Genomic DNA, 25,293 nt, shown 5'->3' on the forward strand with positions numbered 1-25,293 from the left:
AGTATTTCTTAAGATTTCATTACAATCAAATAGTTAAACATCTCTGAGGGAAAAACTGAAGAAAACAAAGATTTCCCTTAATAGTATAAACCACAACAGAGATTCCAATATCAAATTACACCCAATGAAACCGGAGAAAAACAATCATTATCTTTATCATTAAATTTTGAACAGAAAATCTGATACAGCCTTTATTTCAACGTAATTCTATCATAAAAGCAAGTACAATTTTCATATTATGTATTTTCACTATTTTAGCCACCTGATTAAAATAATCAAAAACAGGTGAGCTCTATTTCATCTGGAACCTAAAAAATTAAACATTAGTCAGATGAAAAAACAAGACCTACCTCAAGACGAAAGTAATCTGAAATCAGCCAACATGACAGAAGTTCTGTATGTAACGGATGAAAATGATAATTATACAACTGCAAACAGTACAGGCTGGGATGCTAAAAAAGCTGCTTTAGATGAGTCTATGGAGCTTATTTATGAGAGAATTGAAGAAGCAAAACAAAGCGTTGCCAATAATATTGTAAGCCCCATCGTTTATTTTATGGAACTTAATAAAATGGACCTTGGAGTACTCGCCTCTTATGTAGGAATGTGGCAATGGAGGGTAAAAAGACATTTTAAACCCAAAGCATTTAAAACACTGAGTGAAACTGCACTGAAAAAATATGCCGATGCATTTGGAATTTCAGTCAATGAACTAAAAAAATTCGACGGGAAATAAATAAAGTGATACATCCATTTTATTTACCTATGAAAAAGATATAAACTGCAAATGAAATTAAACTTTGAACACCATCAGACAGCGCATTGCGAAAACGGTGTTGCTTCTAATCTACTGCTTAACAGAGGACTGAAGCTAAGTGAACCTATGATCTTCGGAATCGGTTCAGGATTGTTTTTTGTCTATCTTCCCTTTCTAAAGGTGAATTTTGCTCCAGGCTTCAGCTATCGTCCGATGCCAGGTGCTATTTTCAGTAAGGCAGCTAAAAGATTAGGAATTAAAATCAAAAGAGAAAAATTCTCAAACCCTCTGGATGCTCAAAAAGCACTGGAAAGAAACTTAGCACAAAATATCCCTACAGGACTTCAGGTAGGTGTTTTCAACCTTACCTATTTCCCTGAAGAATATAAATTCCACTTCAATGCCCACAATCTTGTGGTATATGGTAAAGAAGACGGAAAATTCCTTATCAGTGATCCGGTAATGGATTACACCACTTCTCTTACAGAAGCAGAACTCGAAAAAGTAAGATATGCCAAGGGAGCACTTCCTCCAAAAGGACACATGTACTATCCAATTTATATTCCGGAAGATGTACATCTGGAAGAAGCCATAAAAAAAGGAATTAAAGATACCTGCAAAAACATGCTGGCTCCAGTACCTCTTATTGGAGTAAAAGCTATGAGATGGGTGGCTAAGAGCATTCCAAAATGGGCAGAAAAGAAAGGAACAAAAGTAACCAATCATTATCTGGGACAGTTGATAAGAATGCAGGAGGAAATCGGTACAGGAGGTGGAGGCTTCAGATTTATTTATGGAGCATTTCTTCAGGAAGCAGCTGTTATCCTTAAAAACGATGAGTTAAAAGAACTTTCAAAAGAAATTACCTCTATTGGCGACCTTTGGAGAGATTTTGCCGTAGATATTGCCAGAGTTTACAAAAACAGAAATGCCAAGAGCGACATCTACAATGAATTATCAAAAACAATGCTTCATATTGCAGATTTAGAAGAAGCTTTCTATAAAAAACTGAGAAAAGCAATCTGATATGGCAGAGAATATGATCGAGATCAAAAATCTATATAAAAAATACAAAAATTCCGACGAGTTTTCTGTGAATGATATCTCTGTGAATATCCACAAAAACGATATCTACGGAATTCTTGGACCTAACGGAGCCGGAAAAACAACTTTGATTTCCATGCTTTCGGGATTAATCAAACCTACTTCAGGACAATTTACGATTGACGGACTATCTCCACAAAAAGACAATTTCAAGATCAGGCAGATCATGGGTATTGTTCCACAGGAATATGCCCTCTATCCTACTCTTACAGCCAAAGAAAACCTGATGTTCTTTGGAAGCTTATATGGTTTAAAACATAAACAGCTTACCAAAACTATTGATGACTCTCTGGAAATTATGGGACTTTCAAAATTTGCCAACAAACAGGTAGGCCAATTCTCAGGAGGAATGAAGCGCCGTTGCAATCTCATTGCCGGAACCCTTCACAATCCTAAAGTTCTATTTTTGGATGAACCTACCGTAGGAGTAGACGTACAATCTAAAAAAGTAATCATTGATTTCCTTTTAGAATTGAATAAAAGCGGAACATGCATTATCTATACTTCCCATCACCTTTCTGAGGCAGAAGAATTCTGTACCAAGATTGCGATTATCGATAAAGGAAGAATTCACGCTGTGGGAACTCCTGAAGAACTTGTTTCTCAGATTGCCCATGCTGAGAACCTAGAAGATGTTTTCATTTCATTAACCGGAAAAGAATTAAGAGATGTTGTTGTATAAACTGTGGAGAAGTTTTATTAAGGAAATTCTTCTGCTGAAAAGAGATATCGGAGGAATTGTCATCATTTTCGTAATGCCGTTGCTGCTGATTGTAACCATTACCCTGATTCAGGATTCTACCTTTAAAAACCTTGAAGGTTCAAAAATCCCCATCATTTTTATTGATAATGACAAATCTGAAGTTTCTAAAAATATAAAAGGTGAACTGGAAAATAGTAAGACCTTCCAGCTGCTGACCAATTTCAACGAAAAATCAGCACAGGATGCTGTATTTGCGGGAGAATATCAAATGGCGATTGTCATTCCTCAAGACCTTACGAAGGATTTAAATTCCAATATTGATTCCAAAGTTCAGGCGATTGTAAGTTCATTTGGATTGGAAGGTGATTCTGCAAAGACAAAAATAGAAACCCCAAAAGCTAAAGAAATTCATTTGTATTTTGACCCGGCTACCAATGCTGGATTCAAAAACTCTGTAATGAATTCCGTAAACAAAATGGTTTTTGAGATCGAAAACAAAAAGATCTACAAAGCCTTTCAGGATCAGTTAGGAACTACTGAAAATCTTGAAGAGAATAAAAATCTTATCAGTTTCAAAGAAATCACCCCTACGAAAGGAGAAATGGACATTATGCCCAATTCTGTTCAGCATAACGTTCCTGCCTGGACGCTTTTCGCCATCTTTTTCATTGTTGTCCCTTTATCCATCAATCTTGTAAAAGAGAAAAGCCAGGGAACGAGTGTAAGAGCAAGAATAAGCCCTACTCCCTATTTCGTTCATATTTTAGGAAAGACATTTACTTATCTTATTATCTGCCTCATTCAGTTCTTACTAATGGTGGCTGTAGGTATTTATCTTTTCCCATACATGGATCTTCCGGCATTTGATGTATCCGGCAAAATGTTCCAGCTTGTTACGGTAACCCTGTTCGCTGGACTTGCGGCCATTGGATTTGGAGTCTTATTGGGAACTATTGCAGATACCCAGGAACAATCGGCACCTTTTGGCGCAACATCTGTAGTAGTATTGGCAGCAATTGGCGGAATCTGGGTTCCGGTATTTTTAATGCCTGAATTCATGCAGACTGTAGCCAAATTTTCTCCTATGAACTGGGGATTGAATGCTTATTATGATATTATTCTAAGAAACAGCGGAATCGGAGGTATTACCAAAGAGCTGGTATTCCTGTTTTTATTTTACATTGCAACCGTATCCATCTCTATTTTCTACGAAAGAAAGCTTCATAATATTTAATCTATTTTATTACTAATATTGTCAGAAGGTTTCTGGCATCCAAAAACAAAACTCAGGAAGAAAAACATGCAGTCTAACGAAAATATATTAACCTGTACTGAAGAAGTAAGAGTACGATTCAATGAGACAGATCCACTGGGCATTGTCTGGCATGGTCATTACATTGTTTATTTTGAAGACGGAAGAGAAGCTTTTGGACGTCTGCATGGTCTTACTTACCTTGATATTCAGAAGGCAGGATATGTAACACCTATCGTAAAAAGTACCTGCGAGCATTTTCTCCCTTTAAAATATGGAGAAACATTCAGAATTGTAACCACTTTTGTCAATTCTGTGTCAGCTAAACTTATCTATAAGTATGAGCTTTTCAACCAGGAAGACAAATTAGTATGCAGTGGAGAAACCATTCAGGTATTTCTGGACAGCAACGGAAGTTTATGTTTATACAATCCGGAGTTTTTTCAAAACTGGAAAGATAAAATGGGATTATCATGAAGAAGGAAATTTATATCACAGACTACAACTGCGTAACTCCTCTTGGTTTTAATGTGGATTCCAACTGGAAGGCACTTTTAGCCGGAGAATCCGGAGTTACTTTACATAAAATTATAGAAAATCAGGACGCTTTTTATGCCTCCGTGATTGATTCTGAAAAGCTGGATGAAGAATTTGGTAGAATTTTCAGTCAAAGCAACAATCAGGAATTCACAAGACTGGAAAAAATGCTTCTGTTAAGCATAAAACCTTTGGTGGAAAAGCATCAAGTAACAGAAGGCACAGCTCTCATCCTTTCTACAACAAAAGGGAATATCAGTTTATTAAAAAACCAGACTGAATTACCGGAAGGAGTTTATCTATCACACTTAGCTCAGAAAATTGCTGATTTTTTTGGGTTTAAAACCCAACCTATTGTGGTTTCCAATGCCTGTGTTTCCGGGGTTATGGCTATTGCTGTTGCCAAAAATATGATTCAAGCAGGAAAATATAAAGATGCCTTTGTGATTGCGGGAGATGAAATTTCTGAATTTGTGATTTCAGGCTTCAATTCATTTCAGGCTATTGGCTCAGAGCCTTGCAAACCATACGATAAAAACAGAAATGGGATCAATATTGGTGAGGCTGCAGCTGCAGCTTATATCACAGCTAACCCTTCCGAAAATGAAAATTTCAGATTTAAAGTATTGGGAGACTCAGCCATCAATGATGCCAACCATATTTCCGGCCCTTCCAGAACAGGAGACGGCTTATACGGTAGTATCAGAAATGCTATGATGGAAGCCAATATTTCTTCAGAAGAAATCGATTTCATTTCAGCCCACGGAACGGCAACATTATATAACGATGAAATGGAAAGCATCGCATTAAGCAGAATGGAGCTACAAAATGTCCCGCTGAACAGCATGAAAGGCTATTACGGACATTGTCTGGGAGCCTCCGGATTGCTGGAAAGTATTATTTCTATGGAAAGTGCTCTTCAGAATACCCTGATCCCTTCTAAAAACTTTGAAGAAATGGGTGTATCTCAACCTTTGAATATTATCAGGGAAAACCAGTCAGCAACCGTAAGATATATTCTGAAAACCGCATCTGGTTTTGGAGGCTGTAATGCGGCAATTGTGCTGGAAAAATGTTTAAATAAATAGGATGAAGAAAATAAGCAGCTGCACCATAGAACATTCAAAAATAACCGTTGATGGAAACCTTATTTTTGAAACCGAAAGCAATACATTCCCGGAATTTGCCAAAGAAGCCTATAAAAGCTTAGAGCTCAGCTATCCGAAATTCCACAAAATGGACAGTTTGAGTAAATTGGCTTTTCTTTCTGCTGAAATGCTATTAAAAGAAGAAGATCACAGCAGAACAGCGCTGGTTTTTGCTAACAAATCCTCCAGTTTGGATACTGATTTCAAATATCAGGAAAGTATCAATTCCCAGGAGAATTATTTTCCTAGTCCCGCAGTTTTTGTTTACACTTTACCCAATATTTGTGTAGGTGAAATCAGTATTAAGCACAAAATGCAGACAGAGAATGCTTTCTTCGTTTTGGATGAATTTGATGAAAAATTTTTAACCGATTATGCTGAGCAGATTCTCCAATCCGGAAAAGCGGATAAAGTATTGTGTGGCTGGGTTGAATTATTTCAGGAAAATTACAAAGCTTTTGTATATTTGCTAACCTTATAAAAATGTAACCATCTGGCAATCTGAAAATGTAGTAATGATAAGTCATTAATGCATTGGTAAACTGTTATATTGGTACATTGTTAAATTAAAACTTTTTATGGAAAACTTAAAAACTGAATTGAAGCACAAAATTATTGAAGTACTTAACCTTGAAGACGTTTCTGTAGAGGAAATTAAAGACACAGATCCGTTATTTGGAGGCGGATTAGGATTAGATTCTATTGATGCTTTGGAATTAATCGTTCTTCTTGATAAAGACTATGGAATAAAATTAGCCGATCCCAAAAAAGGAAAGGAAATTTTCCAATCTATCGATACCATGGCTAAATTCATCGAAGATAACAGAACAAAATAAAAATGAATATAACAATCTAACAGTGTATCAATGTAAGAATAATTGGTAAACTGCTAGATTGGTACATTGTTACATTATTTAATAGAATGAGCCAGAAAATTGCCATAACAGGAATGGGCATCATTTCCTCCATCGGAAACAATGTAGAGGAAAATTTTATTTCATTACAGTCCGGAAAACATGGTATTTCAGATATTCAGATGTTTGAAACCCGCCATGCAGGAACCATTAAAACAGGGGAAATAAAATTATCCAATGAGGAACTTGTACAGAAACTTCAGCTTAGCGAAGACAATAATGTTACAAGAACATCTTTATTAGGGATGGTAGCCGCTAAAGAAGCTGTAGAAAGTGCAGGAATATCAGATATCAACGGGTACAGAACCGGACTGATCTCCTCTACCAGCGTCGGGGGAATGGATATTACTGAAAAATACTTCTATTCCTACGAAGACTTTCCTGAAAAGCAAAAATATATTGACGCTCATGATGCCGGCAATTCCTCTTTGGTGATTGCCGATCATTTGGGATTAAAAGGCATGGTTTCTACTATTAGTACAGCTTGCTCATCCGCAGCAAATGCCATTATGATGGGAGCCAAGCTCATTAAAAACGGAGTTCTGGATCGTGTTATCGTTGGGGGAACAGATTCCCTTTCAAAATTTACGCTGAACGGATTCAATACCCTGATGATCCTTACAGACTCTTATAATACTCCTTTTGATAATAACAGAAAAGGATTGAACCTTGGAGAAGCAGCTGCTTTCTTAGTTCTTGAATCCGAAGAAATTGTTAAAAAGGAAAATAAAAAGGTGCTGGCTTATCTTTCCGGATATGGAAATGCCAACGATGCCCATCACCAGACCGCATCTTCTGAAAACGGACAGGGTGCATTTTTAGCAATGCAGCAAGCCCTGAAAATTTCAGGTTTGCAAAAAGAAGACATCGATTATATCAATGTTCATGGAACAGCAACTCCTAATAATGATTTATCTGAAGGAATTGCGATGATTAGAATATTTGGAGAGAAAAACGTCCCTGAATTCAGTTCTACAAAAGCATTTACAGGACATACACTGGCTGCCGCTGCCGGAATTGAAGCCGTATTTTCAATTTTAGCCATGCAGCACAGTCTCATCTTCCCAAATCTGAATTTCAAAACGAAAATGGAAGAGTTTGATTTAACTCCTGTTACTGAATTGAAGGAGAAAAATATCAATCATGTTCTTTCTAATTCATTTGGGTTTGGAGGAAACTGTTCAACCCTAATTTTTTCTAAATCATGAGTACAGTATACATCAACAGTGCATCCTGTATTTCTGTTCAGGACACTTTAAACGAAAATATTCTTCAGAATCTTAACCCGGAAAATTCGGTAAAGATCATTAAAGCCATAGAGCCTAATTACAAAGAATTCATTCCTCCTGCAATGATTAGAAGAATGTCTAAAACTGTAAAAATGAGCTCTGTAGTTTCTCATTATGCTTTAAAAGAAGCTGGAATCGAACAACCGGATGCCATTATTGTGGGAACCGGAATGGGATGTTCTCAGGATTCTGAAAAATTTCTGAAAAATGTGATTGATAATCATGAGGAATTTTTAACTCCAACATTTTTTATTCAATCCACCCATAATACTGTTGCAGGCCAGATCGCCCTTGGATTGCAGTGTCATGCCTACAACTTTACCTATGTAAATACATCTTCATCACTGGAGTTTTCCTTTTTGGATGCCCAACTTCAGATTAAGGATGGTGAAGCTGAAAATGTTCTGGTTGGATCAACCGATGAGCAGACCGACAGAACCATGGAACTCTACTGTCTGAATAATACCATTAAAAAAGAATCAGATCTTCCTGCCGATTATCTTCATTCTACTACCAAAGGTGTTATTTGGGGTGAAGGAGCAAGCTTTTTCGTTCTTGGAAAAGATAAAATAGAAAACACTTATGCAAAACTCACCGACATTAAAATCAGTAACAGATTGGAACTGGAGGAAACTTCAGATTTTATTTACGAGTTTTTAACAAAGAACAATCTCTCTACAAAAGATATTGATGCTGTAATTTTAGGCTTCAGCGGAGATAAAGATTCTGATGCTTATTATACAAAGGCCATGGATCTGTTTCCAGATTCAGCATTACTGTATTACAAACATCTGAGCGGAGAATTTAATACAGCAAGTGGTTTTTCTACATTTATAGCTTGCCATATTCTAAAGGAACAGCAGATCCCGGAAGTGATGATGATTAACACAGAGAAAAAAGCAGAGGTGAAAAATGTACTTCTTTACAATCATCTGGCAGGTAATGACCATAGCTTGGTATTATTGGAAAGAGTGTAATTTTTGTCATTCAGAGCACAGCCCAAAGGTTTGCGAACAAGGTTTTGAAGTGAAGCGTGGAATCTCAAAATAGATAATTTAAATGTATTAGTCTAGATTCTTACAGAGTGACAAAAAGAGCTCAAAATAGATCAAACAGACATAAATTTGTTACAATTGTCATTCTGACGAAGGAAGAATCTCTACCAGAAATAAAAAAACACCCAATAATGAGACATTATTCATTCATCCTATTTTATCTCTTCTGCAACGTTTTTATCTATGCGTTTCAGGGAAGCCTTTGGGTGTATATCGCGTGGTTTCTTGCTTTTTCTGCAGTAGTGGTTTGGGGATCATTTGCTATTGAACTGGGATATTTCGTCAACAGCATTACTCATAAAAGAACCAAAATTAAAGAAATAGCCCTTACTTTTGATGATGGTCCAACGGAATTCACGCCGAAGTTTTTAGATTTACTTAAAGAACATGAAATAAAAGCCACTTTTTTCTGTATCGGAAAACAGATTGAAAAATATCCTGAAACCTTTCAAAGAATTATTAAAGAAGGACATACCATCGGGAATCATACCCTATCGCATTCCAATTCAACAGGTTTTTTATCAACTTCAAAAATGATTGCAGAGATTGAAAACTGTGATACAATCATGAAGGATGTTGGTAATATACAAACCAATTTATACAGACCTCCATTCGGGGTTACCAATCCGAGTATTGCTAAAGCAATCAAAAGAACTCACAAAATAAGCATCGGATGGAACGTCCGCTCTCTGGACACCATTATTGATGATGAAAAGAAAATCTACCAAAGAGTAACTAAAAGCCTGAGAAAAGGGAGCATTATTCTCCTTCATGATACTTCAGAAAAAACGTATCGTGTACTGGCAGATTTATTAGTATTTTTGGCGGATAAAAAGTACTCAACTTTTACAGTTGATTCTATTACAAATTCAAGAAAAAATGATTAAAAATATTGCTTCCGGAGCATTTTTACTGGTATCCGGATTATTTTTCGCTCAAAACACAGCTATGTCCGGAGCAGAGGCTAAAGCATTCGTATCCAAGGTTTCTGCAGACACCAAAGAGATCAAAACGCTGCAGAGTGATTTCACCCAGACCAAGAAAATGGATTTTCTGGATAAAAGCATTGTTACTTACGGAAAAATGTCTTTGCAGACTCCTAATATGCTGAGCTGGAAATACACCAAACCTTATCAGTACAGTATTGTTTTTAAAAGCAACAAGATCTACATTAATGACCAGGGAAAAAAATCATCTGTAGATGCCAAAAGCAAAACTTTTGAAAAGATCAATAAACTGATTGTCGGGAGTTCAAACGGAACCATGTTCAACGATCCTGAGTTTACGGTCACTTATTTCAAAAACGGAAATTACAATGTGGCGAAATTTATTCCGAAGACTTCACAGCTTTTAAAATACATTAAGCAGATTGAACTGTACTTCCCTAAAAGCCAATCTACGGTTTCTCAAGTGAATATGACAGAAGCTTCGGGAGATACTACCAATATTGTTTTCAAAAATACAAAGATCAATGCTTCCATTCCTGCGTCAGAATTTACTTTATAGCCTGATTCTGGTATTGGCTGTTTCCTGTAAATCCTATAAGCTTACTGATGTGAAACCAGCTCCAACCACAGAAAAAACAGTTGAAAATCTTTATTTTTCGTCTGCTGAAGACTATGTTTATAAATGTCAGATGGATATTTATAAAAATCATGTAAGCGGTATTCTGATTATCAAAAAATTGAATGAAACAACGCATCGTGTCGCTTTAACTTCTGATTTCGGGAATAAACTGATTGATTTTGAAATCTCAGATCAAAATTTTAAGCTCAACTATGTACTTCCGGACCTGGATAAGAAAATTGTCATTAACTTCCTGAAAAATGACTTTCAACAGCTGTTAAAAAGGCAATATCCGGTGAGTGAAAGCTTTGAAAATGAAAACGCTAAAATCTATCTCTCTAAAATCGATAACAAAAGCTATTATCTGTTCTTCAATAAAGAAAACAATCTCCTGAAACAGATCATTTACACAAAAAATAACAAGGAAAAGATCGATTTTACTTTTGATGCGAAAAAGCATATCTTCGCGGACAGTTTACACTTAGATCATAAGGACTTTAAGATCAATATAAAACTATTTCAAATAACTGAAAATGAATAATTTATAGATGAAGAAAATATATTTCCTGCTTTTTGCACTCATCTCCGGACTGTCTTTTGCACAAGTAACTTTCAGCCTTGGAGTAAGAGGAGGTGCCAATTTTTCACATTTCACACAAGGCAATGGAGTTGAAAAATACTTAATTTATGATGAAAACACCCATTCCTACGATGAGATAAAAGGATCTTATAAATTTAAGAATCGTACAGATTTTTATATTGGTTTTTTTGGAAATATAAGACTTACTAAATTCTATGCTTTGCAACCTGAATTTAATTATTCTAGACAAGGTGCAAAAGTAGAGAGTATGGGCAGAAATGACAGAGATGAATATAAAATTTCTTATTTTGGAACTCAGTTAGTAAATAAGTTTTATTTTAAAAATTTTAATGTGCTTATAGGCCCTACCATTGATGTGGTTGTGGAAAAAGACTTTGATCCATCCTATAATTTCGATTTAGGAATTACGGCAGGGGCGGGTTATGACATTACCAAGAATTTTGGGGTGGAAGCCAGAATAAAACATGGCTTCTTACATACCATTAATAACTACCAGGGAAAACATGCCAATGTAGTTTTCCAGGCTGGAGTATATTATACATTTAATCTTAAAAAATAAGATCATGCAAACCATTCTTACAGATTTTTATACTTTAACATCATACGAAAAGGCAGAAAACGGAAGCTTTACTGCTCACATCCATTTAAATAAGAATCACGACATTTTCAAGGGACATTTTCCTGGAAACCCTGTGACTCCAGGAGTTTGTATGATGCAGATCATTAAAGAACTGACAGAAGAATTTACAGGTTCATCGTTATTTTTAAAAACGGCCTCGAATGTAAAGTTCATGGCCATTATCAATCCTTTTGAGACTCCTGATCTGAAACTTCAGTTGGATATAACGGAAGATGGTGAGGATGTTAAAGTAAAAAATGTAACCTCTTTTGGCGAGACTATTGCATTGAAACTGTCTGTAAGCTATAAAAAATTAATGTCATGAAACTTATTTTATCCTTCGTAGCGGCATTTTTATTTTTCTTTCAGTCTGATATTGAGGTACTGAGAAACAGTTATGCCAAGGCCAATGATTCCAGCACGAATACATCAAATTTCATTGACGTTGCAGAAAAACAATCAGGTTCTGATCCGGTAACGTTAGGGTATAAAGCAGCTGCCAAAATTATGGAAGCCAAAGTATCTAAAGGAAACCGAAAAGCTCTTGTAAAGATAGGAGCAACGAACCTTGAAGGAATCATCAAAAGCAATCCCAATAACGCAGAACTTCGTCTGATAAGACTGAGCGTTCAGGAAAACATCCCTAAAATTGTGGGATACAGAGGAAGCTTAAAAGATGATAAAGCATTTCTACTGAATAATTACAGCAAACAGAATGCAACTTTAAAAAACTATATCAAAAGGTTCGCCATGCAGTCTAAAACGATTACCGAGACTGAAAGAGCCACTTTAAAATAAAAACATGTCCCTTGTTGAAGTACAAAATGTAATTTCCGAAAGGAAAATCTGCATTTTAATACCTACTTATAATAATGAAAAGACCCTAAAAAGGGTGATTGACGGCGTTTTAGATTACACCGAAAGTATTATTGTGGTTAATGACGGTTCCACCGATTCCACGCCTCAGATTTTGAACCAATATCCTCAGATCACGGTAATTTCCTTACCTGAGAATAAAGGGAAAGGAAACGGGCTTAAAACAGGCTTCAGAAAGGCAAAAGAATTGGGATATGACCACGCTATAACCATTGATTCTGACGGGCAGCATTATCCGGACGATATCCCTGTATTTGTAGAAGCCCTTCTTCAGGAAGATGAGGATGTTCTGCTGATTGGAAACAGAAACATGTCTCAGGACGGGATTCCAAAGAAGAGCAGTTTTGGAAATAGATTTTCTAATTTCTGGTTTTGGTTTGAAACCGGAATCAAGCTGGAAGACACTCAATCCGGGTACAGACTTTATCCTTTGCACAGAATTCCAAAGAAATATTTTACCCCTAAGTTTGAATTTGAAATTGAGATTATCGTAAGAACCGCCTGGAGACACCTCCCGGTAAAGAATGTTCCCATCAAGGTTCTGTATGATCCTGCAGAGCGTGTTTCTCACTTCAGACCGTTTAAGGATTTTACCCGAATCAGTATTCTGAATACTATTTTGGTAACCATTACCCTATTCTACATTATTCCGAGGAATTTCGTGAATAATTTCAAAAAAAAAAGCTTTAAAAGGTTCATAAAGGAAGATGTACTGGAAAGCGACGGAAGCAACCGTACCAAAGCATTTTCCATTGCTCTTGGAGTCTTTATAGGACTTTCTCCTTTTTGGGGATTCCAGACTTTACTCGTGATCAGCTTATCTGTACTCTTCAAACTGAATAAGGTTCTGGCGTTTATAGCTTCCAATGTCAGCTTACCGCCATTTATTCCATTTATTATTGCAGCATCCTTATTTCTGGGCGCTCCGTTTGTACATGGAGACAGTAATCTCCTCAGTCAGGATCTTAATTTTGATCTGATTAAGAATAATCTACTTCAATATGTAATCGGAAGTTTTATCCTGAGCACCACACTGTCTGCCGTTGCCGGAATAAGTACTTTTCTTTTTTTGAATAAACTGAATCCTGAGAATAATTAGAATAAAAGAATAAGCCCCGAAAATACTCTGAGGCTTATTTATTTTTATTGTTTATTAATCTTCTTATTGGTTTTATCAAGATATTTTTTAATCATTTTCTGATCCGGAACCGTAGTTATTTCCTTGGTAAGGGCCTTTTCAAACTCTGTCTTTGCTTTTGAATATTCTTTTTTGTGATAATAATATTTCCCGGCTAGAAAATATACTTTCCAGAAATCAGGATTCAAAGACTGATAATAAGAAATGGCATCATCTGTTAATGCAATATCCTTATTGTCTGTAGCATCACTGATTTCTTTGCTCAACATTCTGGATATTTCATAATTTTCAAATTCTTCAGAATCTGCAAAAGGATCACGTGGAATATTCAATTGTGATTTTGAAAAGTTATCAGGTTGTAATGCTTTACCTGAAAATATTTCATTGAGATCATAACATACAAATTCTCCTAACTGATAAGGATTGGAAGATACCCAAACTAATTTCTTTTCAGGTGAAAATATAATAGCATGATGGGCTAAAAGCTGATTTAAAGCTTTCTCATTTCCATAGCCTATACTTTTATCTTTTAAACCGGACCGGTTCCTTAAAAGGGAAGCCATTTTCCCGGGAGTCAACTTTTTTTCATCCTGTAAAAGCTCCTGAAGCTTTTCGTAGCGATATTCCGAGTGACTTTCTTTGATCTGTTTCTGATTTCTTTTATCATCTTTATAAGCATCAGATTGAAAATGATTGGTACAAAGCACCTTGCTTGTATTCTGAACCCTGTACACTCCGAAATTTTTCGGGGAAACTTCAATAATTACAGCATTTCTATCATGAGCGCTTCCCACTAAGATTGATTCTGAAACAAAAACATTCCTTTTTTTAGCGATAGCAATGGCCTCTTCGATGGTTTTAGCATATTGCAAAATTTCCCTTGTTACCAGAGAAATAGGTGTTTTCGCAGTAAGAGGAATCCTTGATTTCCCGGCATTGATGGTTACTGTTATTCCTTCTTTATTCATTCCTGAAACCACGCCTATCATTCCCGGCCAGCTTACAGACATATAAGGAATTCCATCTTCCGGTTGCACAAATTCAACCAGTTTATTTTGGGCAAACTCATCTCCTACATAGAAATCGAAATTTCTCCCAATCAGTATATCACCGTCTTCTGTGTTTTCGTTCCAGACCGCCAGGGAAGTACAGCCTACCATTGCCAGATCCTGCATCGCATGCCCAATATCATGAGCCCCATGTAAATATAAATTCCTCAGATATCTTGGTGCAATAAAATCATATTGATCTGAAGAATACTGTGACAAGCCATACAATTCTGCCTGATAATCCTCTCTTACATTCAGATACATTTTACGGTTGTACCATTTCAAGAAGGTATTTAAAAGTTTCTGTTTAAACTTTGAAGGAACAAAACCTTCCACTTTGGAGAAGAATATTCCCTCTTGTTTCTGCATCAGATCCTGAGTTAATGCTCCGTTATTATACCCTAATTGTAAAGGATTTCCTTTAATATAAAGCTCCCAAAGCTGTTGTTTATTTTTGGTGAGAAAATTCTGTTTATAACTGAATGTACTGTCATTGATCTTATTAACCTTCGGAACTTCCAGAGTATATTGTTTTACATCAGGAAGATGATGAACAGATTTAGACACCCCGCATGCACTCAGGAGAAAGAAAAAAAGGAAGTATATAAAGAGTCTTTTATGTGACAGGTATTGGATATTAGTTTTTTTCACGGTTGTTTCTATTAGGTCATTGGGCCCAAACGGCTGTTGATAGTATCTTTTCCCAGGATTTCAGCACAGGTATTGAATGCGCCTATGGTAACCCCCAAAATTCCGTGCATATTCACGGATTGGCCTGTCAGAAACAGATTATCAATTTTTGTACGGGGAGAAACCATGGTTTTCAGAGGATTATCTGAGTTTTTCATATAACCGTACATATTTCCGTCAAAGCTTCCGATATAGTCTCTGTAAGATAAAGGAGAAGACGTATATATCTGTTGAATAGCATGCCTTAAACCGGGAATCTTCTTTTCCAGAGCATCAATCATTTTTTCAGTCTTTTCCAGTTTGAATCTTTCATACTGTTCTCCTCTTTCATGTTCATCCGCAGCTGTATTCACTGTACTTTCCCATTGTTTCACCTCATCAAAATCCATATAAGAAATAGCGGTGAGGCTTTCCGCAAACTCAGGATGATGCTTTGAAGGTGTAGATGAAAGCATATAAGTCTCCGGCCAGTCTTCCTTATTGTAGCGGTATGCATTCCAAACCTGTTTTTCAGAGGAATAATGGTAGATATTGTAATTAAAATTGGGTAAATAATGAGGCTTTAAAACAAGATAAACACTGAAACAGGATGAAATCGGCTGCCAGCTTAAAACCCTGTTCAGAAAAGATTTTTTCAGTCTTTCTTCTCCAATCAGCTTAATGGTGGAACGTATTTCAATATTGGAAATAAACTGCTTAGCGGCATATTCTTTCCCTGACTTTGTTTTTACGGAAGTCAGGGTGTTATTTTCATTAAAAATAAATTCGGAAACTTCTGAATGTTTGTGAACTTCAGCTCCATACTGACGAAGCTTTCGGATCATCAATTTGGAGATCTGACTTCCTCCTTTTAAGCATTTATAAGCACTTTGTATGTAAGAATTCACCGTTAAAGCATGAACATAAAAAGGAACATTCTCAGAATCCCCTGCATACAGGAAATTAGACCCTAATAAAACTGCCTGAAGTGTTTTATTCTGAGTTACAGATTCTATAAATCTTTTTGTATTTAAATGCAGAATTTCTTCATTGTAGTTGTCCTTCCCTACCACATGATATCTCGGAAACTGGCTGCATACATACTGAAGTTCTTCACAATAGTTTTCAAGGTTTTCTTTTTCTTCAGGAAAATAGGTGGATAGCTGTTCTACAAAATTCTCATAGCCCTGAGCATGTGGATATTGGATCGTATCATCTCCAAAGGAAATTCTGTCATATCCGTCTTCATCCATCTTTTGAAGTTCCAGTTCCTCCATAATCTCAAGATAGGAGAAGAAACGGTTCAGATTCTGCCCTTTTGAAAGCCCGCCCAAATAATGAACTCCGGTATCAAAAATAAGTTTATCCCTTGAAAAAGTCTGCAAATTTCCGCCATACTGGTTATTTTTTTCCAGCACGCAAACCTTCAGGCCTTCTTTCGCCAAAACAAGAGCCGAAACAAGACCTCCCAATCCACTGCCGATTACAAGTATGTCATATTCTTTTTTCAAAAGAGGGTGTGCTTTTTTTAATTAAGAGATTGGGAATTTAAGAAATTTGGATATTATTTTGTGATTACTATACAGGAAAGTCCTATTTGAACAATATCATTTTTAAAATTCAGTCTCTCAATATTCCTTAGTGATTTTGAGTTTTATTATTAGTTTTCAGGGAATAAAAATAGAAAAATTAATCAACATCATCCCAAAAGTCGAAATAATTAAACCATTGAAGCGGATATTTTTTCACCATGGTTTCAAGATTCTGAACATAAGACTGTAAAAGTCCCTGAGAATCCCTGTTCTTGATATTCTGAGCTACCCTTGCATACAAATGATAATGAAGATTTTTTTCTTTCATCACGTAGACATATATCACGGGTACTCCTAAACGGGATGCAATAAGAAATGGCCCTGCCGGAAATTTGGCACTTTTTCCCAACAGATCCGCTTCCAGGAATTTTGAGCCTTCAAAATAACGATCACCGGTAAAACAGATCAATTCATTATTGGACAAAGCCTGATTGATCTCAAAGATATGCGACATATCTTCTTTGACATAAATGAATTTGATATTGCTCTTTTTTACAGAAACACTTTCCAGGTATTCCTTGATAACAGTAACTTCCTGATCTGTAGTAACCAGATTGATCTGACAGTCAAAATCAATATCTGCAAAGAAATGTTCTGCGACTTCAAAATTACCGATGTGAGCACTGATAAGAACTCCTCCTTTCTTGGCGGCTAAAAGATTTCTGAGGTTTTCAATGCCATCGAATTCGTAAGTATATTTCTCTCTCAATCCGGCAGAAATAGCCGTTTTATCAATTAAAACCTGCCCGAATGTGAAGTAACTTTTAAAAATGGAGCATTTGGCTTTCCAATAGCCGAGATGAAGTCTTTTCTGGAAGTAATAGAGAATGTATTGGTTGCTTTTTTTCTGAAACAGAACATAATAAGCAGCCACAAAGTACAATACAAAATATGAACTTCTGATTCCGATATTTCTAATACACCAGACAAATATTCTGTAGCCCAGAACCGTCCCTTTAGATTTACCTTTCCACTTGTTCATAAATACAGTTTGCTAATATAACAGAGTACCAATGTAACAATATCTCTGAGTATCCTCTTCTATTATTACATTGGTACCTTATAAGGAATATAGATTACTTAATAACTATGCTTTTTTTTCAGCGATCTTATTTTCAATCGTAGTGTAGAAATCATCAAATGTCACCATTTTCTTGAAGTCTGCTTCTCCTAATTTCACTCCGAAATTGGATTCAATCACTACGACCATGTCAATATAATCTAAGCTGTCTAGTCCCAGTGTATTTTTAAGGTTGGCATCATTACTGATTTCATCTCCGTCAACTTCAAATTCGTTAATCAGAAAATCATTAACAATAGCAACAATTTTTTCCCTTTCCATGTTTTTAATCAAATTTTTTAACTATTAGTGCAGAATTGGTTCCCCCGAACCCAAAAGAATTCGACAAAAATACATCAATTTTTTGATTTTTTGTTTTGGAGACTAAATTTATCTTTTGTGCCTCACTATCAGGATTTTCCAGATTAATGTTCGGAGCTACAAAATCATTCTGCATCATCAGGATTGAGTAAATAACTTCACTTGCACCAGCCATCCAGCACTCGTGTCCTGTCATAGATTTCGTAGAACTTACCGGAACTTCACTTCCAAAAATCTCATAAATGGCTTTTGCTTCATTGGCATCACCAATGGGAGTGGAAGTTGCGTGAGCGTTGATATAATCGATATCTGAAGCTTTTAACCCTGACTGTTTCAAGGCTCTGTCCATTGCTAAGGCTGGTCCGTCAACATTAGGTGTCGAAATATGACCTCCGTTTGATGAAAAGCCATATCCTATGATTTCAGCAATGATAGGAGCTCCTCTTCTTTGGGCAGATTCAAGGCTTTCAACAATTAAAGAAGCCGCTCCACCACTTGGAATTAAGCCATCTCTGTCTACATCAAAAGGTCTTGACGCTTTTGTAGGCTCGTCTTCTTTTGCCGAAAAAACGCCTAATCCGTCAAAGCTCGCCATAGAATATTTGTTGGTTTCCTGAGCGCCACCACAGATGATCATATCCTGAAAACCGTTCTTAATCATCATATAAGCAAGCCCTAAGGAATGTGAACCGCTTGCGCAAGCTGCACTGATAGTAAGATTAATTCCTTTCAGTTTAAAAATCGTAGAAAGGTTCATGGTTACTGTTGAATTCATTGATTTAAAAATCGCGCCCGATCCCATCAATGTAGTATCTTTCTTTTCTCTAGCAATATCGATAGATTCTACCACTGCCTGAGAAACACTGTCGTTTCCATATAAAATCCCAACTTCATGGGTATCTAAAAAGGCTTCATCTAGATTGGCCTGTTTCAGGGCATCAATGGTCGCAAGATAAGCGTATTCACTTTCTTCTCCCATGCTTACGCGCTGGCGTCTGTTCAAAAGGTTCTTTAAATCAGGTTTTGGAACTGTTCCTGTAAGTCCTGACCTGAAACCGAATTCTTTTCTGTCCTGATCTAAGACAATACCGGATTTTCCTTGATATAGGGATTCCCTGACCTCTTCTAAAGACGTCCCGATGCAGGAATAAATTCCCATTCCGGTAATTACAACCCTATTTTCCATTTGTTCATATTGAATTTAACAATGTATCAGTCTAGCAATGTAACAATATTTTTATTGATATTCAATCAACATTGGTACGCTGGTACATTGGTATATTGTTAGATTATTTATGAGTAAATTCCTCCGTTAATATTAATGATTTCTCCTGTAATGTATGAAGATTTTCTGGAAGCTAAAAACGCTACAAGATCTGCAACTTCCTCTGCTTCACCAAATCTGTTGGCAGGAATCATTGCTTTCAGTTCATCCTCGTTAAAATCCTGAGTCATATCGGTTTTAATAAACCCCGGTGCTACAGCATTTACAGTAACATTCCTTTTGGCAACTTCCTGTGCAAGGGCTTTTGTAGCACCTACCAGTGCTCCCTTAGCTGCTGAATAGTTCGTTTGACCGGCTGTTCCTTTTACTCCGGATACTGAAACCATATTGATGATTCTTCCGTATTTATTACGAAGCAGTTTTTGAATAAAGAAATTAGTAACATTGAAGAAACCATCTAAACTGGTGTTGATTACGCTATTCCAGTCTTCTTTCTGCATCCACATAAACAGACCGTCTCTCGTAATTCCGGCATTATTAACAATAACTTCTACCACAGCTTCAGGATTACTCTCCTGCCATGCTGTTAATACCTGCTGCACTTCTTCAGTATTTCCTACATCAAACTTAAGAATTTCTCCTGTAGCACCCAATTCTTCTACTTTCGCCAAAGTTTCCTTTGCTGCAGCTTCATTGGAAGTGTAGTTAATCAATATATGGTAGTTCTTCTCTTCCGCCAGTTTTATACAGATTGCCCGCCCGATTCCTCTGGAGCCTCCTGTTACAATTGCACATTTCATGCGTTAGTGTTTATTTTGTTTTAGTTTTTTTAGTTACCTTGTTTTTCTTTTTTAAAGACAATTGATTACAGATAATAATTACATTGCCTTTAAATATTTCTTCACTTCCTCCAGATACGGATACATCACCATATCATCTGAGAATGCAGGAATTATTTTTCTAATCGCATCGTACAATTCTTTTGTAGACGATGAAACTTCATTCTGGAAGCCTAGATATTCAATAGCCTGAATAATAGTAATGGCTTCAATTGCTAATACTTCAAAGGCATTTTCAATCACCTTTCTGCAAATTACCGCCGCATTGGTTCCCATGCTTACAATATCCTGATTATCATTATTATTCGGAATACTGTGAACATACATAGGATTAGATAACATCTGGCTTTCTGCCGTAGTGGAAGTTGCTGTAAACTGTACACCCTGCATTCCGAAATTGAAACCTAATTTACCTAAATTTACAAAAGGAGGCAAAATTTCGTTTATTTTAGCATTTAAAAGATAGTTCAGCTGTCTCTCAGCCAACATCGTAAGCTTGGTTACCACTATTTTCAGCTTGTCCATTTCCAGAGAGATATAGTCTCCGTGGAAATTTCCCCCATGATAAACATGCTGATCCTCAACATTGATGATCGGGTTATCATTGGCAGAGTTGATCTCATTTTCAAGAACTTTCTCTGTATATTCTAATGTATCTAATACCGGGCCTAAAATCTGTGGCACACATCGTAAAGAATAATATTCCTGTACTTTTTCTTTGAATACTTTTTCCTGTTCTTCAAAGTGGGTATACAGATGGTCTGCTCTTTTTCTGATTAGTTTACTGTCAGCAAGGTGCACACGCATTCTTTCTGCTACTTTCTGCTGACCGTAGTGTCTTTTTGTTCCGTTTAAAGCTTCTGATAAATGATCGTCATAAGCCTGAACAATTTCGTTAATGGCACAGGAAAGCTTAATGGAAATATCTGTTAACTGATTTGCCTTATAAGCATTGACAATACCAATTCCTGACATTACAGAAGTTCCGTTCATTAAAGCTAATCCCTCACGAATCTCAACCTGTATTGGTTGTAGTTCTTCTATTTCAAAAACGTCTTTGGTAGATTTTCTTTCTCCTTTATAGAAAACTTCTCCTTCTCCTATTAGTACCAAAGCAAGATGAGCCAACTGAACAAGGTCACCACTTGCTCCTACTCCTCCATGTTCAAAAATTAATGGTGTAATATCTCTATTAATAAGTTCCTGAAGAAGGTAAATAACCGACTCATGCACTCCTGAATTTCCTAATGATAAGGTGTTCAATCTTGCCAGCATACAAGCTTTCACTTCCTGAGCAGGCAAAGGATTTCCGATACCGGAAGAATGGCTTCTTATCAGGTTATACTGAAGCTGGTGTGTATCTTCATCACTGATTTTGAATTGAGCCATTGGCCCAAAACCGGTATTCACACCATATATTACTTTATTTTTTGAAAATTCCTTTAAAAACTGAAAACTTGTATTCACTCTTGATAAAAGTGATTCATCCAGTTCTATTTTTTCATTTTCAATGATAATTTTTTGAAAGTCTTTCAGTTCTAAAAAGTTATTTATTTTCATCAATTAAAAGTAATAGTTGATAATTTTGTAAAATATTAATTATTTGTCACTAATTTTGCGGCAAAGATAAAAGTTATTATTAAAATAAAAAATCAAAGATGAGCAAAGAATTTGTTGACGTTCTTGTAATCGGAGCAGGACCTTCCGGATGCGTTTCTTCATCATACTTAAAGAGGAATAACGTCAGCGTAAAAGTTGTCGAAAAGACAAAATTCCCAAGACTGGTAGTTGGTGAAAGCTTAATTCCAAGGGTAATGGACCACTTTGACGAGGCGGGACTTTTTCCTGCATTGGATAAAATAGGCTTTGAAAAAAAACTGGGTGCCCGTTTCCTTCGTGGTGACGAAGTCTGCATTTTTGATTTCAGCAATAAATTCGGGGAAGGCTGGGACTGGACCTGGCAGGTTCCTAGAGCTGACTTTGATAATACCTTGGCTCAGGAAGTCATTAATAAAGGAGTAGACCTTGAATTTGAAACGGAAGTTATCGACATCAAATTTGACGGAACAGATTCTATCACAACGGTAAGAACCAAAGATGGAGAAACGAAAGATATCCACGCAAAGTTTGTGATCGATTCTAGTGGGTACGGAAGAGTTTTACCCCGTTTACTTGACCTTGAAAAGCCGTCCAAACTTTCCCCTCATTCTGCAATATTTTCTCATGTAAATGATATTAATAGAGAACCTGGAGAAGAAGGAACTTTGATTTCTTTTGATATTATTGAAACTGAAGTATGGCTTTGGGTAATCCCTTTTTCCAACGGAAATACAAGTTTAGGCATTGTAGGCCCTACTGAATATATTGAAAAACTATCTGAAAACGGAGATACTGCTGAAGCTTTAAGAAAAGCAATTTCCCTTTCAGATTATTATGTAAAACGTTTTGGTGATGTGGACTTTCTTTTTGAACCCAGACATCTTAAAGACTATTCGTGTTCTGTAAAGAAATTATTTGGTGACGGATTTGCCTTAACCGGTAACGCTTCTGAATTCCTTGATCCTGTATTTTCATCAGGAATGGCTTTCGCTACAGAATCAGGAATGCTTGCTGCTAAATTAGCATTAAGACAGCTGAATGGTGAGAAAATTGACTGGCAAACGGAATACTCCGATTATATTTTATATGGTGTAGACGTTTTTACCACTTATGTAAAAGAATGGTACACCGGAAATCTTCAGGAATTATTCTTCCACCAACCGGAAAACCCGGATGTAAAGAAAAAGATTTGTGCAGTCCTAGCCGGATATGTCTGGAACAAAGACAATCCTTTTGTCAAAAAGCATGATACGGTAATTAAGAATCTTGCCAACCTCATCAAACTAGAGAAAGAACAAACTCAAGAATAAAAAAACGGTCTGAATTTCAGACCGTTTTTTGTTTTATTACTTTATAACTTCTTTGATTTTTTTTCCTAAATATTTCCCCGTTTGTTCATAGGCTCCTGCAATCCTTCCATATTCCATAACGAAATCCTTATTCTGTGGTTTTCCAAGAATTTTATCTCCTTTAAGTTTCATCACCACATTTGACGGGTTGTCTGTTTCTACGAAAGTCAGATCTGAGGTTAATTTAGCCTCCTGTCCTATCAGTCCACCATGCCATCCCGCATAGATCCATTTCGCATCAACAATTAGGGTATACTTAGCATGAGTATCTTTTTTGAAAACAATTTTTTTAGACTTTCTGTTAATTCCTTTCAGAAGATAATCTAAATATTCTGTGCTTTTAAACTTATCCCATTCTCCAATCCATTTTCCCCAGGCCTCTTCCCCCTTTTTGGCTACAGTTTCTGTCTTTCTTTTTTCCAGATATTGAGTTTCAGTATAATTCTCTACCTGAAAAGCAACATTTTCAAATTTCACCTGAACATTTACTTCTGTCTGATCCTTTAAAAAGTCAAAATTTCCGGATTCAATATTCATTTGATCTTGTCCAAAGACTACCACACCAATTATTACGAAGAGTAACAATAATAATTTTCTCATTTTTTTATTTAGTTTTATATTTAAGAGCGCGAAGATATTATAAAAAAGAAATCCTTATCCACTCTTTATTTTTAATTTTATCTTAAATCAATAAAGGTAATTGGTTTTCTGCTATTCGGGTTAAAAACCGTTTTAGAAAGAATATCAAAATCAATGATCTCAATTTTTGGGCTTACTCTTAATTTTGCACGGAAATGGTCTCTTACTTCATTCACAAAGTTTTCATTTTCCTGATCTGTGCTTAACTTAATGATAATTTCATCCAATCCAATTTCATTGGCCTGAATCACGATCTGGTAGCACAGAATATTGTTAAAATCATTCAGAATATCATTCATTGCAGGCGGATACAGTGTTGTTCCTTTATATTTTATCATCTGCTGTTTCCTTCCAATCACAGGTCCCAATCGCATTGTATTTCTTCCACATTCACATGGTTCGTAGTACGCTTTTACAATATCCCCGGTTTTAAACCTCAATAAAGGGATCGCTTCAACTCCTAAAGTAGTAATGGTAAGTTCTCCGCTTTCACCTTCTTTTACAGTATTTCCTTCATCGTCCAGAATTTCTGTAATAATCAGCTCAGGGTGATGATGCCCTCCGATCTGAAACTTGCACTCTGTAAAAGCAGTACTCATTTCCGTAGAGGCATACGTGGAAAAAAGCTTTATGTTCCACTTTTCTTTAATCTTCTGCGAAAGAATATTATCTGTAAAATCCTGATTTTTGATGCTCTCACCGATACATACCGCTCCATAAACACTGGAGTTTTTATAATCCAGATTATGTTTTTCAGCATAATCGATCATCTTCAGTAAAAATGATGGCACGGTAATCAGGTATTTCGGTTTGTATCTGAAAATAGAATCCCATTGTAATTCAGGAATTCCCGGTCCCATTCTGACAACACTCGCGCCCATTTTTCTTAATCCTAAAAAATAAGCGAGTCCTGCCATGAAACGTTTATCAATGGTAGTAATCATCTGTACCACATCACCCTTCTGAATTCCGGCACATGCAAAAGATATAGCTTCATTGTAGGCCAGCCTTTCAAGGTCTCCATCAGATAAACCAAAGGTTACCGGATCTCCTAAAGTTCCGGAGGTTGTACTATAATCCACAATTTTATCTGGTGAAATACAAAAAAAGTCATGATTATACTGCTGCAGATCATTCTTTATGGTGGTAGGAATCTTCTGCAGATCTTCCAGTGTACAGATCTCTTCCACATTGATGTTATTTTCTTTAAACAACCTTTGATAGAAGGGTGAATTCTCTTCAAGATAAGACAGAAGCTGCTGAAGTTTTTCTTCCTGAAATGCCTTTATTTCCTGAGTGCCTGATTTTTCGATGTTCGGATGAAATTCCAATGATTTTAATTTTTAAAAGACAAATTTATTTAAAATTAGAAGATTGAAACAGTAAAAGGTC

27 protein-coding genes are annotated in these 25,293 nt (G+C 36.2%); 18 read left to right on the forward strand and 9 right to left on the reverse strand.

The annotated features are described in order from the left end of the window. The first annotated feature begins 331 nt into the window (after nucleotides 1-331). From J2772_RS16365 to J2772_RS16445, 17 genes are all read left to right on the forward strand, one after another. Nucleotides 332-736 (forward strand): hypothetical protein, encoded by a 405-nt coding sequence (locus J2772_RS16365; protein ID WP_209918577.1) that lies wholly within the window; start codon nucleotides 332-334, stop codon nucleotides 734-736. 51 nt (nucleotides 737-787) lie between these two features. Continuing rightward, nucleotides 788-1,783, forward strand: a complete 996-nt coding sequence (locus tag J2772_RS16370; protein ID WP_209918579.1) for a BtrH N-terminal domain-containing protein — start codon at nucleotides 788-790, stop codon at nucleotides 1,781-1,783. Between the two features lies 1 nt (nucleotide 1,784). Next, nucleotides 1,785-2,543, forward strand: coding sequence for an ABC transporter ATP-binding protein (locus tag J2772_RS16375; RefSeq protein ID WP_209918581.1), 759 nt, complete (start codon nucleotides 1,785-1,787; stop codon nucleotides 2,541-2,543). Beyond that, entirely contained in the window at nucleotides 2,530-3,798 is a 1,269-nt protein-coding gene (locus tag J2772_RS16380; RefSeq protein WP_209918583.1) for an ABC transporter permease, read from the forward strand. The genes J2772_RS16375 and J2772_RS16380 overlap by 14 nt, the downstream gene beginning before the upstream one ends. Before the next feature lie 66 nt (nucleotides 3,799-3,864). Beyond that, complete coding sequence (locus J2772_RS16385) at nucleotides 3,865-4,293, forward strand: acyl-CoA thioesterase (protein ID WP_209918585.1); 429 nt, start codon at nucleotides 3,865-3,867, stop codon at nucleotides 4,291-4,293. Next, nucleotides 4,290-5,441, forward strand: a complete 1,152-nt coding sequence (locus tag J2772_RS16390) for a beta-ketoacyl synthase N-terminal-like domain-containing protein (RefSeq protein ID WP_209918587.1) — start codon at nucleotides 4,290-4,292, stop codon at nucleotides 5,439-5,441. The genes J2772_RS16385 and J2772_RS16390 overlap by 4 nt, the downstream gene beginning before the upstream one ends. 1 nt (nucleotide 5,442) lies before the next feature. Next, the gene (locus J2772_RS16395; RefSeq protein ID WP_209918588.1) at nucleotides 5,443-5,982 is read left to right on the forward strand and encodes a 3-oxoacyl-ACP synthase; all 540 of its coding nucleotides are present in this window, start codon (nucleotides 5,443-5,445) and stop codon (nucleotides 5,980-5,982) included. Between the two features lie 97 nt (nucleotides 5,983-6,079). Further along, nucleotides 6,080-6,337, forward strand: coding sequence for a phosphopantetheine-binding protein (locus tag J2772_RS16400; RefSeq protein WP_034692439.1), 258 nt, complete (start codon nucleotides 6,080-6,082; stop codon nucleotides 6,335-6,337). An 86-nt stretch (nucleotides 6,338-6,423) separates the two neighbouring features. Beyond that, nucleotides 6,424-7,623, forward strand: coding sequence for a beta-ketoacyl-[acyl-carrier-protein] synthase family protein (locus J2772_RS16405; protein WP_209918590.1), 1,200 nt, complete (start codon nucleotides 6,424-6,426; stop codon nucleotides 7,621-7,623). Continuing rightward, on the forward strand, nucleotides 7,620-8,681 hold the full coding sequence (locus tag J2772_RS16410; RefSeq protein ID WP_209918592.1) for a beta-ketoacyl synthase N-terminal-like domain-containing protein: 1,062 nt from the start codon (nucleotides 7,620-7,622) through the stop codon (nucleotides 8,679-8,681). Before J2772_RS16405 ends, J2772_RS16410 begins: the two co-directional genes overlap by 4 nt. Nucleotides 8,682-8,890: 209 nt before the next feature. Further along, a complete protein-coding gene (locus tag J2772_RS16415) occupies nucleotides 8,891-9,646 on the forward strand; it encodes a polysaccharide deacetylase family protein (protein WP_209918594.1) in 756 nt (251 codons plus the stop codon). Then, nucleotides 9,639-10,265, forward strand: coding sequence for a LolA family protein (locus tag J2772_RS16420; protein WP_209918595.1), 627 nt, complete (start codon nucleotides 9,639-9,641; stop codon nucleotides 10,263-10,265). The genes J2772_RS16415 and J2772_RS16420 overlap by 8 nt, the downstream gene beginning before the upstream one ends. Then, nucleotides 10,231-10,866 (forward strand): hypothetical protein, encoded by a 636-nt coding sequence (locus J2772_RS16425; RefSeq protein ID WP_209918597.1) that lies wholly within the window; start codon nucleotides 10,231-10,233, stop codon nucleotides 10,864-10,866. Before J2772_RS16420 ends, J2772_RS16425 begins: the two co-directional genes overlap by 35 nt. Nucleotides 10,867-10,873: 7 nt before the next feature. Continuing rightward, complete coding sequence (locus J2772_RS16430; RefSeq protein WP_209918599.1) at nucleotides 10,874-11,485, forward strand: outer membrane beta-barrel protein; 612 nt, start codon at nucleotides 10,874-10,876, stop codon at nucleotides 11,483-11,485. Nucleotides 11,486-11,489: 4 nt separating this feature from the next. Then, a complete protein-coding gene (locus tag J2772_RS16435) occupies nucleotides 11,490-11,870 on the forward strand; it encodes a 3-hydroxyacyl-ACP dehydratase (protein ID WP_209918601.1) in 381 nt (126 codons plus the stop codon). Next, on the forward strand, nucleotides 11,867-12,343 hold the full coding sequence (locus tag J2772_RS16440; protein ID WP_209918603.1) for a hypothetical protein: 477 nt from the start codon (nucleotides 11,867-11,869) through the stop codon (nucleotides 12,341-12,343). The genes J2772_RS16435 and J2772_RS16440 overlap by 4 nt, the downstream gene beginning before the upstream one ends. Before the next feature lie 4 nt (nucleotides 12,344-12,347). After that, a complete protein-coding gene (locus tag J2772_RS16445; protein WP_209918604.1) occupies nucleotides 12,348-13,520 on the forward strand; it encodes a DUF2062 domain-containing protein in 1,173 nt (390 codons plus the stop codon). Between the two features lie 44 nt (nucleotides 13,521-13,564). On the opposite strand, the gene J2772_RS16450 is transcribed toward J2772_RS16445, so the two are convergent. The 7 genes from J2772_RS16450 to hutH form a co-directional block, all read right to left on the reverse strand. After that, a complete protein-coding gene (locus J2772_RS16450; RefSeq protein ID WP_209918606.1) occupies nucleotides 13,565-15,259 on the reverse strand; it encodes a C45 family peptidase in 1,695 nt (564 codons plus the stop codon). Between the two features lie 11 nt (nucleotides 15,260-15,270). Further along, nucleotides 15,271-16,788, reverse strand: a complete 1,518-nt coding sequence (locus J2772_RS16455) for a phytoene desaturase family protein (RefSeq protein WP_209918608.1) — start codon at nucleotides 16,786-16,788, stop codon at nucleotides 15,271-15,273. Nucleotides 16,789-16,966: 178 nt separating this feature from the next. Next, nucleotides 16,967-17,851, reverse strand: coding sequence for a lipid A biosynthesis acyltransferase (locus J2772_RS16460; protein WP_209918610.1), 885 nt, complete (start codon nucleotides 17,849-17,851; stop codon nucleotides 16,967-16,969). Between the two features lie 105 nt (nucleotides 17,852-17,956). Next, nucleotides 17,957-18,211, reverse strand: coding sequence for an acyl carrier protein (locus tag J2772_RS16465; protein WP_209918612.1), 255 nt, complete (start codon nucleotides 18,209-18,211; stop codon nucleotides 17,957-17,959). 4 nt (nucleotides 18,212-18,215) lie between these two features. Continuing rightward, the gene (locus J2772_RS16470; RefSeq protein WP_209918613.1) at nucleotides 18,216-19,436 is read right to left on the reverse strand and encodes a beta-ketoacyl-[acyl-carrier-protein] synthase family protein; all 1,221 of its coding nucleotides are present in this window, start codon (nucleotides 19,434-19,436) and stop codon (nucleotides 18,216-18,218) included. Between the two features lie 107 nt (nucleotides 19,437-19,543). Then, nucleotides 19,544-20,275, reverse strand: a complete 732-nt coding sequence (gene fabG / locus J2772_RS16475) for a 3-oxoacyl-ACP reductase FabG (protein WP_209918615.1) — start codon at nucleotides 20,273-20,275, stop codon at nucleotides 19,544-19,546. A 78-nt stretch (nucleotides 20,276-20,353) separates the two neighbouring features. After that, complete coding sequence (hutH, locus tag J2772_RS16480) at nucleotides 20,354-21,874, reverse strand: histidine ammonia-lyase (protein WP_209918618.1); 1,521 nt, start codon at nucleotides 21,872-21,874, stop codon at nucleotides 20,354-20,356. A 98-nt stretch (nucleotides 21,875-21,972) separates the two neighbouring features. Here hutH and J2772_RS16485 point away from each other — a divergent pair, with 98 nt between their 5' ends. After that, a complete protein-coding gene (locus J2772_RS16485) occupies nucleotides 21,973-23,223 on the forward strand; it encodes an NAD(P)/FAD-dependent oxidoreductase (RefSeq protein WP_209918620.1) in 1,251 nt (416 codons plus the stop codon). A 36-nt stretch (nucleotides 23,224-23,259) separates the two neighbouring features. Here J2772_RS16485 and J2772_RS16490 read toward each other — a convergent pair whose 3' ends face one another. Both J2772_RS16490 and J2772_RS16495 read right to left on the reverse strand, forming a co-directional pair. After that, on the reverse strand, nucleotides 23,260-23,862 hold the full coding sequence (locus J2772_RS16490) for a hypothetical protein (protein ID WP_209918622.1): 603 nt from the start codon (nucleotides 23,860-23,862) through the stop codon (nucleotides 23,260-23,262). A gap of 77 nt (nucleotides 23,863-23,939) precedes the next feature. Beyond that, on the reverse strand, nucleotides 23,940-25,232 hold the full coding sequence (locus J2772_RS16495) for a phenylacetate--CoA ligase family protein (RefSeq protein WP_209918624.1): 1,293 nt from the start codon (nucleotides 25,230-25,232) through the stop codon (nucleotides 23,940-23,942). Nucleotides 25,233-25,293 lie beyond the last annotated feature (61 nt).

This window comes from Chryseobacterium jejuense, from assembly GCF_017877355.1.
In the GTDB taxonomy this organism is placed as follows: Bacteria; Bacteroidota; Bacteroidia; order Flavobacteriales; family Weeksellaceae; genus Chryseobacterium; species Chryseobacterium jejuense_A.

What these genes read in the sequence shown, in the direction of transcription:
- J2772_RS16365 (WP_209918577.1), top strand. Translation starts at nt 332, where the DNA reads ATGAAAAAACAAGACCTACCTCAAGACGAAAGTAATCTGAAATCAGCC.
- J2772_RS16370 (WP_209918579.1), top strand. Translation starts at nt 788, where the DNA reads ATGAAATTAAACTTTGAACACCATCAGACAGCGCATTGCGAAAACGGT.
- J2772_RS16375 (WP_209918581.1), top strand. Translation starts at nt 1,785, where the DNA reads ATGGCAGAGAATATGATCGAGATCAAAAATCTATATAAAAAATACAAA.
- J2772_RS16380 (WP_209918583.1), top strand. Translation starts at nt 2,530, where the DNA reads ATGTTGTTGTATAAACTGTGGAGAAGTTTTATTAAGGAAATTCTTCTG.
- J2772_RS16385 (WP_209918585.1), top strand. Translation starts at nt 3,865, where the DNA reads ATGCAGTCTAACGAAAATATATTAACCTGTACTGAAGAAGTAAGAGTA.
- J2772_RS16390 (WP_209918587.1), top strand. Translation starts at nt 4,290, where the DNA reads ATGAAGAAGGAAATTTATATCACAGACTACAACTGCGTAACTCCTCTT.
- J2772_RS16395 (WP_209918588.1), top strand. Translation starts at nt 5,443, where the DNA reads ATGAAGAAAATAAGCAGCTGCACCATAGAACATTCAAAAATAACCGTT.
- J2772_RS16400 (WP_034692439.1), top strand. Translation starts at nt 6,080, where the DNA reads ATGGAAAACTTAAAAACTGAATTGAAGCACAAAATTATTGAAGTACTT.
- J2772_RS16405 (WP_209918590.1), top strand. Translation starts at nt 6,424, where the DNA reads ATGAGCCAGAAAATTGCCATAACAGGAATGGGCATCATTTCCTCCATC.
- J2772_RS16410 (WP_209918592.1), top strand. Translation starts at nt 7,620, where the DNA reads ATGAGTACAGTATACATCAACAGTGCATCCTGTATTTCTGTTCAGGAC.
- J2772_RS16415 (WP_209918594.1), top strand. Translation starts at nt 8,891, where the DNA reads ATGAGACATTATTCATTCATCCTATTTTATCTCTTCTGCAACGTTTTT.
- J2772_RS16420 (WP_209918595.1), top strand. Translation starts at nt 9,639, where the DNA reads ATGATTAAAAATATTGCTTCCGGAGCATTTTTACTGGTATCCGGATTA.
- J2772_RS16425 (WP_209918597.1), top strand. Translation starts at nt 10,231, where the DNA reads ATGCTTCCATTCCTGCGTCAGAATTTACTTTATAGCCTGATTCTGGTA.
- J2772_RS16430 (WP_209918599.1), top strand. Translation starts at nt 10,874, where the DNA reads ATGAAGAAAATATATTTCCTGCTTTTTGCACTCATCTCCGGACTGTCT.
- J2772_RS16435 (WP_209918601.1), top strand. Translation starts at nt 11,490, where the DNA reads ATGCAAACCATTCTTACAGATTTTTATACTTTAACATCATACGAAAAG.
- J2772_RS16440 (WP_209918603.1), top strand. Translation starts at nt 11,867, where the DNA reads ATGAAACTTATTTTATCCTTCGTAGCGGCATTTTTATTTTTCTTTCAG.
- J2772_RS16445 (WP_209918604.1), top strand. Translation starts at nt 12,348, where the DNA reads ATGTCCCTTGTTGAAGTACAAAATGTAATTTCCGAAAGGAAAATCTGC.
- J2772_RS16460 (WP_209918610.1), bottom strand. Translation starts at nt 17,851, where the DNA reads ATGAACAAGTGGAAAGGTAAATCTAAAGGGACGGTTCTGGGCTACAGA.
- J2772_RS16465 (WP_209918612.1), bottom strand. Translation starts at nt 18,211, where the DNA reads ATGGAAAGGGAAAAAATTGTTGCTATTGTTAATGATTTTCTGATTAAC.
- J2772_RS16470 (WP_209918613.1), bottom strand. Translation starts at nt 19,436, where the DNA reads ATGGAAAATAGGGTTGTAATTACCGGAATGGGAATTTATTCCTGCATC.
- fabG (WP_209918615.1), bottom strand. Translation starts at nt 20,275, where the DNA reads ATGAAATGTGCAATTGTAACAGGAGGCTCCAGAGGAATCGGGCGGGCA.
- hutH (WP_209918618.1), bottom strand. Translation starts at nt 21,874, where the DNA reads ATGAAAATAAATAACTTTTTAGAACTGAAAGACTTTCAAAAAATTATC.
- J2772_RS16485 (WP_209918620.1), top strand. Translation starts at nt 21,973, where the DNA reads ATGAGCAAAGAATTTGTTGACGTTCTTGTAATCGGAGCAGGACCTTCC.
- J2772_RS16490 (WP_209918622.1), bottom strand. Translation starts at nt 23,862, where the DNA reads ATGAGAAAATTATTATTGTTACTCTTCGTAATAATTGGTGTGGTAGTC.